This is a genomic window from Burkholderia sp. Ac-20353 (genome assembly GCF_017104785.1).
In the GTDB taxonomy this organism is placed as follows: Bacteria; Pseudomonadota; Gammaproteobacteria; order Burkholderiales; family Burkholderiaceae; genus Burkholderia.
Map to the genome: position 1 here is coordinate 1 of NZ_JAAGPL010000234.1, position 11,894 is coordinate 11,894.

Below are 11,894 nucleotides of genomic sequence, written 5' to 3' on the forward strand. Positions count from 1 at the left end.
TCCGCGGCCTGCGCGGCGATCGCGTCGAGCGCGCGGCGGTGACCGGCGACGAGCGCGTCGTAGCCGTCGCCGACGGGTTCGGCGATGCTCGTGCGGCAGGTCATCACCGACGGCGTGCCGACCGCGCGCACGCTCCACACCGCATCGATCGCCGCGCGCCTGGCCGGCCACGACTCGAAGCGCTGCACATTGACGCTCACGCGGTAGACAGGCACGCCGGCGGGCGTCGCGGAGTTCGCGACGTCGATCGTGCCGAGCTGCGCGGCGAGATCGTCGGACAGCGCGCGGCGGATCTCGTCGGCGGGTGGCGACGCCCAGCGTTCCTGCTCGAGCACGTCGACCTGCGCGGCGCTCTTCTGTACGACGAGCTGGTTCTTCGCGACCTGCTCGGGTACGCCGACGGACGGCACCTCGATCAGGAACGGCGGGTTGGCGGGCGCGGTGCGTGTCGCGAGCGTCGCGTCGGCGGGGCTCAGCGTGTAGAACCGCGCGGGCGGCGAGCCGCACGCGGCGAGCGCCAGCGCGGCGGCCAGCGCCGCGCCACATGCAAGTGCGTTCACGCGTGTCGTCATGGTTGGTCTCCTGGCTTGCCCTTGAGCAGCGATTCGGGGTGACGCTCGAGATAGTCGGCGAGCGCGTTCAGCGACTGCAGCGTGCGCGTGAGTTCCTTCAGCGCGCCGCGCACGTCGGACTGCAGCGGCGAATCCTGCTGCAGCGTCGCTTCCGCGGTCGAGAAGGTCTGCTTCGCGGCCGACAGCGTGTCGCGCGCCTCGGGCGCGACCTGCGTGTCGAGCTGCTTGAACAGCCGGTCGGCGTTCGCGAGCGCGCTGTTCAGGTTCGAGCCGATCTGGTCGAACGGCACCTTGTCGAGCTTCTTCGCGATGTCGGCAACCTGCACCTGCAGCTCGTCGAGCGAGTTCGCCACGGTCGGCAGCTCGAGCGGCTGGCGTGCCATATCGATCTTCACGACGGGCGCCTTCGGGAAGAAGTCGAGCGCGACGTACAACTGGCTCGTCAGCAGGTTGCCGGTGCGCAGCTGGCCGCGCAGCCCGTGCTGGACGAGGCGCTCGACGATCTGGCGGCGGGCCGGTTCGCCCTTGCTCGCGATCGTCTCGCGGAAGCGCGGGCCGAGGCGTTCCGGATAGATGTTCATCGTCACCGGCATCGTGAACGTCTTCGTCTGCGGTTCGAACTCGATGCCGATCTTCGTGACCTCGCCGAGCACGATGCCGCGGAAATCGACCGTCGCGCCGACCGAGAGCCCGCGCAGCGACTGGTTGAAGTTCATCACGACCTGCAGCGGCTGGCCGTCCGGGTCGCGCATCGCGTCGGTCTCGTCGGACGCGAGGCGGAACGTCGTGTTGTTCGGTGCGTTCGCGCCGCTGGTCTGGTTCGGCGGCGCCTGGAACGCGATGCCGCCGAGGATCACGGTCGCGAGCGACTGCGTGTTCAGCTTGAAGCCGCTCGAGTCGAGCCGCAGGTCGACGCCGCTTGCCTGCCACCAGCGCGAGTTGACGCCGACGTACTGGTCGTACGGCGCGTTGACGAACACGTTGAAGGTCACGCCCGTGCCGTCCTTGTCGAGCGCGAAGCCGACCACCTGGCCGACCTGCACGCGACGGTAGTAGACGGGCGAGCCGATGTCGACCGAGCCGAGCGAATCGCCGCGCAGCACGTACTGCGTGCCCTTCTGGTCGCCGGTGACGGCGGGCGGCGTCTCGAGGCCCGTGAAGTCGGTCTCGCTTTCGGACGAGCGGCCGGCGTCGACGCCGATGTACGCGCCCGACAGCAGCGTGCCGAGCCCCGACACGCCGGTCGCGCCAATGCGTGGCCGCACGATCCAGAAACGCGAACCCTTGACCGCGAAGTCCTCGGATTCCTTCTTGAGCTGCACGTCGACGAGCACGCGCGACAGGTCCTTCGACAGCGAGATCGTCTTGACCATGCCGATCTCGACGTCCTTGTACTTGACCTGGGTCTTGCCGGGTTCGAGGCCTTCGGCGCTGTGGAAGCTGATCGTGATTTCCGGGCCGCGCTCGCGCACGGACTTGATCACGAGGCCGATGCCGATCAGCGCGGCGATCAGCGGCACGAGCCAGACGAGCGATGGCAGCCAGCCGCTTTTCGACGAGATCACGGGATCGGGCGGGCGGGGACCGTCGGGGGGAGACGGATGGCCGGCCCCCTGCGGGTCTTGCGGACTATTCATGGTGTTTCCCAGTGGTTTCGACGGGATCCCAGATCAGGCGGGGATCGAACTGCATCGACGCGAGCATCGTGAGGATCACGACCGAGCCGAACGCGAGCGCGCCGGGGCCGGCCGTGATGATGGCGAGCGAGCGGAAGTGGACGAGCGCGACGGTGAGCGTCACGACGAAGATGTCGAGCATCGACCAGCGGCCGATGTGCTCGACGATCCGGAACAGGCGCGTGCGCTGCATCGGTCGCCAAGCGGAGCGGCGCTGCGCGCTGATCACGAGGAGCAGCAGCACGCCGAGCTTCAGCATCGGCACGAGGATGCTGGCGACGAACACGACGACGGCGAGCGGCCAGTCGCCCGATACCCAGAACAGCACGACGCCGCTCATGATCGTGTCTTCCTGCGAGCCGACGATCGACGACGTGCGCATGATCGGCAGCAGGTTCGCCGGGATGTACAGGATCGCGGCGGCGATCAGCAGCGCCCAGGTGCGCGCGAGGCTGTTCGGCGTACGGAAATGGAGCGCGGCGCCGCAGCGCGCGCAATGTGCGTGCGCGTCGGAAAGCGGCTGCACGAGCCCGCACGTGTGGCAGCTGGCGAGGCCCTCGCGGTCGGCGGTCGGCGACGTCATCGGCGGGGGGGCCTCCGGCAGATCTGCGGCGCCGCGGTCGCGCGAAGGCGCGCGGCCCGCACGCAGGTCGTCGGCGATGTCCCACAGCATGCCGGGATCGAACATCAGCACGACCGCGATCATCAGCGTCAGCGCGGCGAACGCGAACAGCGCGGCTTCCGGCACGACGCGCGCGAGCGTGACCATCTTGACGATGGTCACGACAATGCCGAGCATGAACACCTCGATCATTCCCCATGGGCGCACGAGCTGTACCGCGCGCAGCACGAGATTGAATCCGGGCGGGATCACGCCGCGCCGCATCGGAAACAGCAGGTACAGCAGCGCGGCCATCTCGATCAGCGGGAACAGCACGGTCGAGCAGAACACCATCACCGCGACGAGCGCCATGCCCTGGTGCCGCAGCGAATCGATCGCGCCGATCAGCGTCGTCTGCACGCGGTTGCCGTTCACGTCCATTTCGAGGATCGGGAACGCCTGCGCGATCACGAACGTGATCAGCGCCGCAAGCGCGAGCGCGCAGATCCGGTCGAGCTGGGCCGACGCGCTGCGGTAGAGCAGCGCGTTGCAGCGCGGGCAGTGCGCACTGTCGCGACCGCCAACGCGCGGTTTGTGCAACAGTGCGTCGCACTCGTGACAGGCAATCAGGTCGTTTCGTTGCATGGAGAAAGCGGTTGCGCGACAGCGGGAAGACGCATCGACGGGGCCGGAACCCGCGCCAATCTTACCAAAACGGCCTTTCCGCGGTGTCAAGAGCGACGCGCCGTGTGACTGGTCGGTAACGTGGCGCGAAGCTGGCAGCCGGCTGGCACGTCCGTTGTCGGATCCCGCGCGCGCCAAAAGGTTGCGGTAGCATGGCGCCCTTGGCATGCGTCGGACGAATCGGAGCCGCGCTGCACTTTGCTGAACTGAGGACTCCATGGCATCGAAACCGCTGCTGGCCACGCCGGCACGTTATACACAGACGGCGATCGCGCTGCACTGGCTGATCGCGCTGCTGATCGTCTGCGGCTTCGCGCTCGGCTGGGTGATGACCGACATCCCCGGCTTTACGCCGACGAAGCTCAAGTATTTCTCGTGGCACAAGTGGATCGGCGTGACGGCGTTCGCGCTCGCCGTGATCCGCGTGCTGTGGCGCGCGACCCACGTGCCGCCGTCGCTGCCGGCCGGCATGCCGGCCTGGCAGCGCGTCGGCTCGCATGGCGTGCATTGGCTGCTGTACGCGCTGATGCTCGTGATCCCGGCCACCGGCTACCTGTACAGCTCGGCGGCAAACATCCCGGTCGTGTATCTCGGCATCGTGCCGCTGCCGCGCCTGATCGATCCCGATCCGGTGCTGAAGGAAACCTTCAAGACGCTCCATGTGTCTCTGAATTACATTCTGCTTGCGCTCGTCACGATGCACGTGCTCGCGGCGATCAAGCATCAGTTGATGGACCGTGACGGCCTGCTGTCGCGGATGCTTCCCTTTGCCAAATGAAGGATCCCATGAAAGTGTCTTTCTCCCGCTCCATGCTGGCCGCGCTCGCCGCGGTGTCGTTTGCCGCGTCGGGCGCGGCGCACGCCGACGTCGACCTGGCGAAGAGCAAGGTGTCCGCCGTGTCGAAGCAGATGAACGTGCCGACCGAAGGCGTGTTCAAGAAGTTCGCCGCGCAGATCAAGTTCGATCCGGCGAAGGCCACGCAGGGCAGCGCACAGGTGTCGATCGACATCGCGAGCTACGACCTCGGCGACAAGATGTACAACGACCAGGTTGCCGGCAAGGACTGGTTCGATGCGAAAGGCTTTCCGCAGGCGACCTTCGTGTCGTCGGCGATCGCGCCCGCGGGCGGCAACAAGTACAGCGTGACCGGCAAGCTGACGATCAAGGGCAAGGCCGAGACCGTCACGGTGCCCGTGACGATCACGCAGAACGGCGCGACGCAGACCTTCGACGGCGTGCTGCCGATCAAGCGCTCGGCATTCAACGTCGGCACCGGCGAGTGGAAGGACACGTCGGTCGTCGCGGACGAAGTGCAGATCAAGTTTCATATCGTGTCCGCGAAGTAAGCGCGGCAATGTCGTGTAACCGGGCGCCGCGCATGAGCACGGCGACATTCCAAGGAGATTGAATTGAACAAGCATCTGATGATCGCGGCGGGTGCGCTTGCCGCTTCGCTGTCGTTTTCGGCATTCGCCGACGTGTCGACGTACCAGTTCGACCCGACCCACACGTACCCGAGCTTCGAGGCCGACCACTTCGGCGGCCTGTCGGTGTGGCGCGGCAAGTTCGACAAGTCGCAGGGCAAGGTGACGCTCGATCGCGCGGCGAAGACCGGCACGGTCGAAGTGACGACCGACATCGCGTCGGTCAGCACCGGCAACACGAAGCTCGACGAGCACCTGCAGTCGGCCGAGTTCTTCAATGCGTCGAAGTTTCCGGAAGCGACTTACAAGGGCACGATCAAGTTCGACGGCGACAAGCCGACCGAAGTCGTCGGCAACCTGACGCTGCACGGCGTGACGAAGCCGCTGACGCTGAAGATCGACTCGTTCAAGTGCATGCCGCACCCGATGCTCAAGCGTGAAGTGTGCGGTGTCGACGCGGTCGGCGAATTCGATCGTGGCGATTTCGGTGTCGATTACGGCAAGGCGTACGGCTTCAAGATGGCGACCAAGCTGCTGATCACGGCCGAGGCGGTCAAGCAGGACGCGACCAAGCAGTAAGCCGGCCCGGATCGCGACCGGCGGCGTGAGCCGCCGTGCGAGCAACCGCCGCGTTTCCCGTCGGGACGCGGCGGTTTTTTATTGTCCGGCGCGGCATGCGCTCCAGGCGAACGAGAACGGGAAAATAAAAAGGCCGGTTCGCGAGAACCGGCCTTTTCCGTTTGCCGAAGCAGTGTGCCGAAGCAGAGAATCGCTTACACCTGCGCGCCCGCGTTCGGATCGTCCGGATCGTGCGCGAGCTTCTTTTCCTTGATCAGGTCTTCGCGCTTGATGCCGAGCCACATCGCGAGCGAGCCCGCGACGAACACCGACGAGTAGATGCCGAACAGGATGCCGACCGTCAGCGCGAGCGCGAAGTAGTGCAGCGTCGGGCCGCCGAAGAAGAACATCGACAGCACCATCATTTCGGTCGACGTGTGCGTGATGATCGTGCGCGACATCGTGGTCGTGATCGCGTGGTTGATCACTTCCTGCACGCTCATCTTGCGTTCGCGGCGGAACGTCTCGCGGATCCGGTCGAAGATGACGACCGACTCGTTCACCGAGTAGCCGAGCACCGCCAGAATTGCCGCGAGCACCGCGAGCGAGAACTCCCACTGGAAGAACGCGAAGAAGCCGAGAATGATCACGACGTCGTGCAGGTTCGCGATGATGCCGGCGACCGCGTACTTCCATTCGAAGCGGAACGACAGGTAGATCACGATGCCGATCACGACGCACGCGAGCGCGAGCAGGCCGTCGGTCGCGAGCTCCCGGCCGACCTGCGGGCCGACGAACTCGACGCGCTGCAGCGTCACGTCCGGGCTTTGCGCCTTCAGCGCGGTCATCACCTGGTCGCTCTGCTGCGCGGACGTGAGGCCCTGCTTCAGCTGCAGGCGGATCAGCACGTTGCGCGACGTGCCGAAGTTCTGCACCTGCGCGTCGGCGTAGCCGAGCTGGCCGAGCGTCGTCCGCACGGGCTCGAGCTGCGCAGCCTGCTGATACTGCACTTCGATCACCGTGCCGCCCGTGAACTCGACGGACAGGTGCAGCCCGCGATGGAACAGGAAGAACACGGCGGCAAGAAACGTTACCAGCGAGATCACGTTGAAGACCAACGCGTGCCGCATGAACGGGATGTCTTTACGGATACGGAAAAATTCCATGGTCGTCTCCGGGTCCTTAACGGGGCGAGCCCGGTTTCTTCTGCGACGCCGCGCGGTTGCGCAGCTGCGGCTTGCCGGTGCGCGGTGCGTTGGCGTTCGCGGGAGCAGCGAGCTTCGCGGCGCGCGCGGTGTCGGTCGATTCGTCCGCGGCGGTGAACGACGCGGCGCCGGCGATTGCGCCTTCCGGCTTCCACACCTGGCCGATCGCGAGCGACTTCAGCTTCTTGCGGCCGCCGTACCAGAGGTTGACGAGCCCGCGCGAGAAGAACACCGCGGAGAACATCGACGTCAGGATACCGATACAGTGCACGATCGCGAACGCGCGCACGGGGCCCGAGCCGAACGCGAGCAGCGCGAGGCCGGCGATCAGCGTCGTGACGTTCGAGTCGAGAATCGTTGCCCACGCATGCGCGTAGCCGGACTGGATCGCGAGCTGCGGCGGCTGGCCGGCGCGCAGTTCTTCACGGACGCGCTCGTTGATCAGCACGTTCGAGTCGATCGCCATACCGAGCGCGAGCGCGATTGCGGCGATGCCCGGCAGCGTCAGCGTCGCCTGCATCAGCGACAGCACCGCGACGAGCAGCAGCAGGTTCACCGACAGGCCGATCACCGAGATCGCGCCGAACAGCATGTAGTACGCGATCATGAACACGGCGATCGCGCAGAAGCCCCAGATCACCGAGTGGATACCCATCTTGATGTTGTCGGCGCCAAGGCTCGGGCCGATCGTGCGTTCCTCGATGATGTCCATCGGGGCTGCGAGCGAGCCGGCGCGCAGCAGCAGCGCGAGGTCGGCCGCGGCCTGCGGGGTCGGCTGGCCCGTGATCTGGAAGCGGTCGCCGAGCTCCGACTGGATCGTCGCGACCGTCAGCACTTCGCCCTTGCCCTTCTCGAACAGCACCATCGCCATCGGCTTGCCGATGTTCTCGCGCGACACTGCGCGCACCGAACGGCCGCCCGCCGAGTCGAGGCGGAGGTTGACCGACGGACGCTGGTGCTCGTCGAAGCCGGCCGATGCATCGATGATGCGGTCGCCGGTGAAGATCACGTCCTTCTTCAGCAGCACGGGCGCCTGGTTGCCCTGCGTGAACAGTTCCTCGCCCGGCGGCACCGGATCGTTCGGATTCGGGTGCGTGTTGAGCGGGTCGGCGAGGCGCGCTTCCAGCGTCGCGGTACGGCCGATGATGTCCTTCGCCTTCGCGGTGTCCTGCACGCCCGGCAGTTCGACGACGATGCGGTCGCTGCCTTGTTGCTGCAGGATCGGCTCCGACACGCCGAGTTCGTTGACCCGGTTGTGGAGCGTCGTCAGGTTCTGCTTGAGCGCGGCGTCTTCGACGGCCTTCTGCACGGCCGGCGTGAACGTGCCGACCACCTGCACACCGCCGCCGCCGGGCTGGGTCGCCCATTGCAGCTCGGTGATCGACGACGTGAGCAGCTTGCGCGCGTCATCGGCGGTCTGCGGATCGCTGAAATTGACGACGACGGATTGATCGACGCGGCTCACGCCGCCGTCGCGGATGTTCTTGTCACGCAGCAGCGTGCGCGTGTCGGATGCGTCGGAATCGAGCTTCTTCGTCAGCGCGCCCGTCATGTCGACCTGCAGCAGGAAGTGCACGCCGCCACGCAAGTCGAGGCCGAGATACATCGGCAGTGCGTGCAGTGCGGTCAGCCAGCGCGGCGACGCGCTCTGCAGGTTCAGTGCGACGATGTACTGCGGATCGTTCGGATCGGCGTTCAGCGTCTTCTGCAGCAGGTCCTTCACGCGCAGTTGCGTATCGGTGTCCTTCACGCGCACGCGAATGTTCGCGTTGGCGGCCGTGTTCTCGAAGGTGACGTCGTCCGGCGTGATCTGAGCGGCTGCGAGCGCGGCATCGACCTGGCTGAGCGTCGCCGAGTCGAGCTTGACCGTGGCCTTGCCGCTCGACACCTGCACCGCCGGCGCTTCGCCGAAGAAATTGGGCAATGTGTACAGAAAGCCGATGGCGAGCGCCACGACCATCACGACATATTTCCAGATTGGGTAACGATTCATGAGGGGGCCGAACGGGGTAGTTGGCTGGAAAGCATCGCGTCCGGCACCGTGGCGGCCCGCTTCTCGGGCGGGCGCGGCGCGGAAGGCCGGACGCTCGGCGAAGGGCTTACAGCGACTTGATCGTGCCCTTCGGCAGAATGGTCGTCACTGCGGCCTTCTGCACGGTGATTTCGGTGCCTTCGGCGATCTCGACGCCGATGTAGGCTTCCGAGACCTTCGTCACCTTGCCGACGACGCCGCCGCTCGTGACGACTTCGTCGCCCTTCGCCATGGCGGAGAGCATGTTGCGGTGCTCCTTCTGCCGCTTCATCTGCGGACGGATCATGATGAAGTACAGCACGCCAAACATCAGGATGAGCGGCAGGAAGCTCATCAGGCTCGATTCGGCGCCACCCGCGGCACCTTGCGCGAAGGCATTGGAAATGAACGGCACGTTGGTCTCTCCGTAAGGGAAGATCGAAAATTAAGCCGGTTATTCTACCACCGGCCCCAAGTCGCAACGGCGTGGCAAATGCGCTTTGGGATCAAGCTGTTAAAGCGCGATCGGGTGCCGTTGCTGCCTGGAAAGAAAGGTGATTGTAATGTTTGGCGGTTCGAACCGATACCTGTCCGTGCCTTTTTAGTACTTGTCTGGTACTTGTCCGGTCAGGTGGGCGGCGCCGGCGCATCGCGCGCGGCGCCGCCGGCCCGTCAGTCGACCCCTCGCGCGCGGTCCTCCGCAAAGCGCTGGCGGAACGCGTCGAACGTGTGCGTCTCGATCGCTTCGCGGATCTCGCTCATCAGCTGCAGGTAGTAGTGCAGGTTGTGGATCGTGTTGAGCTGCGCGCCGAGGATCTCGCCGACGCGGTGCAGGTGATGCAGGTAGCCGCGCGAGAAGTTCTGGCACGTATAGCACCCGCAGCTCGGGTCGAGCGGCTTCAGCGAGTTCTTGTGCGTCGCGTTGCGGATCTTCACGTCGCCGAAGCGCGTGAACAGCCAGCCGTTGCGCGCATTGCGGGTCGGCATCACGCAGTCGAACATGTCGATGCCGTTCGCGACGCCGTCGACGAGGTCCTCCGGCGTGCCGACGCCCATCAGGTAGTGCGGCTTGTGCGCGGGCAGCTTCGGGCCGACGTGCTGCAACACGCGCATCATGTCTTCCTTCGGCTCGCCGACCGACAGCCCGCCGATCGCGAGGCCGTGGAAATCCAGCTCGGCGAGGCCCGCGAGCGATTCGTCGCGCAGGTCCTCGAACATCCCGCCCTGGACGATCCCGAACAGCGCGTTCGGGTTGCCGAGCCGGTTGAACTCGTCGAGCGAGCGCTTTGCCCAGCGCAGCGACATCCGCATCGAATCGGCCGCTTCCTTGTGCGTGGTCGGCACGCCGTTGGTCGCGTACGGCGTGCACTCGTCGAACTGCATCACGACGTCCGAGTTCAGCACCTTCTGGATCTGCATCGACACTTCCGGCGACAGGAACAGCTTGTCGCCGTTGATCGGCGACGCGAACGTGACGCCGTCCTCGGTGATCTTGCGCAGGTCGCCGAGCGAGAACACCTGGAAGCCGCCCGAATCGGTCAGGATCGGCTTGTTCCAGCCCATGAAGCCGTGCAGGCCGCCGTGCGCGTCGATCGTGTCGAGGCCCGGGCGCAGCCACAGGTGGAACGTGTTGCCGAGGATGATCTGGGCCTTGATTTCATGCAGCTCGCGCGGCTGGATCGCCTTCACGGTGCCGTAGGTGCCGACCGGCATGAAGATCGGCGTTTCGACGACGCCGTGGTTGAGCGTCACGCGGCCGCGCCGCGCGTGGCCGTCGGTCGTCAGCAAGTCGAACTTCAGCCCGTTGTGCGGGCGGATGTGTTCGTGCGTATCGTGATCGTGGGAGGGGCCTTCGGTCATCGTATTGTTCTCCTTGCCACCGGAAAACAGTCCGGCGCATGTTGAAAACGCCGCCGGGATGCCGGCGGCGGTAAAAAAATCGGTTGAGCGCGATGCGTGCGAAGTTTACGCGCCGGGCGCTTCCTGCGCTTTACGCCGCGTGAGCAGCATCGCATCGCCGTAGCTGAAGAAGCGGTAGCGCGCGTCGATCGCGTGCCGGTACGCGGCGCGGATCGTGTCGACACCCGCGAACGCGGATACCAGCATCAGCAGCGTCGACTTCGGCAGGTGGAAGTTCGTCACCAGACGGTCGACCACGCGAAACGCGTAGCCGGGCGTGATGAAGATGTCGGTCTCGGCCTGCGTCGCGGCGAGCGGCCGGCCCGCGGCGTCGGCGTCGCGCGCCGCGGCCTCGAGCGCGCGCATCGACGTCGTGCCGACCGCGATCACGTTGCCGCCGCGCGCACGGGTCGCGGCGATCTTGTCGACGAGCGACTGCGGCAGTTCGTACCACTCGCTGTGCATCTTGTGCTCGGCGATGTTCTCGACGCGCACCGGCTGGAACGTGCCGGCGCCGACATGCAGCGTCAGCGTCGCGCGTTCGACGCCCATCGCGTCGAGCTTCGCGAGCATCGGCGCATCGAAGTGCAGGCCTGCCGTCGGCGCGGCGACCGCGCCCGGGTTGCTTGCATAGACGGTCTGGTAGCGAGTTTCGTCGGTCGCGTCCGGATCGTGCTCGATATACGGCGGCAGCGGCAGGCGGCCGTACTGCTCGATCAGCGTCAGGCACGGCGCGGGGAAATGCAGCGTGAAGAACGGCTCGACGCGCTCGCCGACCGTCACGTCGAACGCGTCGGCGAGCGTCAGCGTCGTGCCTGCGCCCGGCGACTTGCTTGCGCGGATCTGCGCGAGCGCGGTGTGCGTGCCCGTCACGCGCTCGATCAGCACCTCGATCTTGCCGCCGCTTGCCTTGTGGCCGAAGAAGCGCGCTTTCAGCACCTTGGTGTCGTTGAACACGAGCAGGTCGCCGGCCTGGATGCAGGACGGCAGCTCGGTGAAGCGGCGATCGACGAGACGGGCCGGCTCGACCGAATTGTCGACCTCGAGCAGGCGGCTCGCGGTGCGGTCGGGCAGCGCGGTTTGCGCGATCAGCTCGGGGGGCAGATTGAAATCGAAATCGGAAAGCGTGAACATGCGGGCTGGTTCGAAGCGGCCGGCGTGCGCCGCCGGCAGGCGGAAACGCGTAAATGGGGCGCGCGAGCCGCTATGATGGCGGGGTGCGCGGCTTGGCCGGCGTCGCTCGTTTGGACGACGTGAAAGCCG

The 11,894-nt window shown here is 66.2% G+C and carries 11 protein-coding genes; 3 read left to right on the forward strand and 8 right to left on the reverse strand.

Annotated features, from left to right (window positions below; all coding sequences use genetic code 11):
* The 3 genes from G3N94_RS35780 to G3N94_RS35790 form a co-directional block, all read right to left on the reverse strand.
* Positions 1 to 572, reverse strand: a 572-nt coding sequence (locus G3N94_RS35780; protein ID WP_205798842.1) for a PqiC family protein, incomplete at its 3' end; no start/stop codon positions are given.
* A complete protein-coding gene (locus G3N94_RS35785) occupies positions 569 to 2,209 on the reverse strand; it encodes an MlaD family protein (RefSeq protein ID WP_205798844.1) in 1,641 nt (546 codons plus the stop codon). The genes G3N94_RS35785 and G3N94_RS35780, both read right to left, overlap by 4 nt.
* Positions 2,202 to 3,752, reverse strand: coding sequence for a paraquat-inducible protein A (locus G3N94_RS35790; protein ID WP_346778762.1), 1,551 nt, complete (start codon positions 3,750 to 3,752; stop codon positions 2,202 to 2,204). Before G3N94_RS35790 ends, G3N94_RS35785 begins: the two co-directional genes overlap by 8 nt.
* Here G3N94_RS35790 and G3N94_RS35795 point away from each other — a divergent pair.
* From G3N94_RS35795 to G3N94_RS35805, 3 genes are all read left to right on the forward strand, one after another.
* Positions 3,751 to 4,311, forward strand: coding sequence for a cytochrome b (locus tag G3N94_RS35795; protein ID WP_205798848.1), 561 nt, complete (start codon positions 3,751 to 3,753; stop codon positions 4,309 to 4,311). The two genes, G3N94_RS35790 and G3N94_RS35795, sit on opposite strands and share 2 nt — an antisense overlap.
* Positions 4,312 to 4,319: 8 nt before the next feature.
* Positions 4,320 to 4,880, forward strand: coding sequence for a YceI family protein (locus G3N94_RS35800; RefSeq protein ID WP_205798850.1), 561 nt, complete (start codon positions 4,320 to 4,322; stop codon positions 4,878 to 4,880).
* A 63-nt stretch (positions 4,881 to 4,943) separates the two neighbouring features.
* The gene (locus tag G3N94_RS35805; RefSeq protein ID WP_205798852.1) at positions 4,944 to 5,537 is read left to right on the forward strand and encodes a YceI family protein; all 594 of its coding nucleotides are present in this window, start codon (positions 4,944 to 4,946) and stop codon (positions 5,535 to 5,537) included.
* A gap of 194 nt (positions 5,538 to 5,731) precedes the next feature.
* On the opposite strand, the gene secF is transcribed toward G3N94_RS35805, so the two are convergent.
* From secF to queA, 5 genes are all read right to left on the reverse strand, one after another.
* Positions 5,732 to 6,682, reverse strand: coding sequence for a protein translocase subunit SecF (gene secF / locus G3N94_RS35810; RefSeq protein ID WP_205798854.1), 951 nt, complete (start codon positions 6,680 to 6,682; stop codon positions 5,732 to 5,734).
* A gap of 16 nt (positions 6,683 to 6,698) precedes the next feature.
* A complete protein-coding gene (secD, locus tag G3N94_RS35815) occupies positions 6,699 to 8,714 on the reverse strand; it encodes a protein translocase subunit SecD (RefSeq protein ID WP_205798856.1) in 2,016 nt (671 codons plus the stop codon).
* Positions 8,715 to 8,820: 106 nt separating this feature from the next.
* On the reverse strand, positions 8,821 to 9,147 hold the full coding sequence (gene yajC, locus G3N94_RS35820) for a preprotein translocase subunit YajC (protein ID WP_124601106.1): 327 nt from the start codon (positions 9,145 to 9,147) through the stop codon (positions 8,821 to 8,823).
* Positions 9,148 to 9,404: 257 nt separating this feature from the next.
* Positions 9,405 to 10,592: a tRNA guanosine(34) transglycosylase Tgt gene (tgt, locus tag G3N94_RS35825; RefSeq protein WP_205798858.1), complete on the reverse strand. Its 1,188-nt coding sequence runs from the start codon at positions 10,590 to 10,592 to the stop codon at positions 9,405 to 9,407.
* A 105-nt stretch (positions 10,593 to 10,697) separates the two neighbouring features.
* On the reverse strand, positions 10,698 to 11,765 hold the full coding sequence (gene queA, locus G3N94_RS35830; protein WP_205798860.1) for a tRNA preQ1(34) S-adenosylmethionine ribosyltransferase-isomerase QueA: 1,068 nt from the start codon (positions 11,763 to 11,765) through the stop codon (positions 10,698 to 10,700).
* Positions 11,766 to 11,894 lie beyond the last annotated feature (129 nt).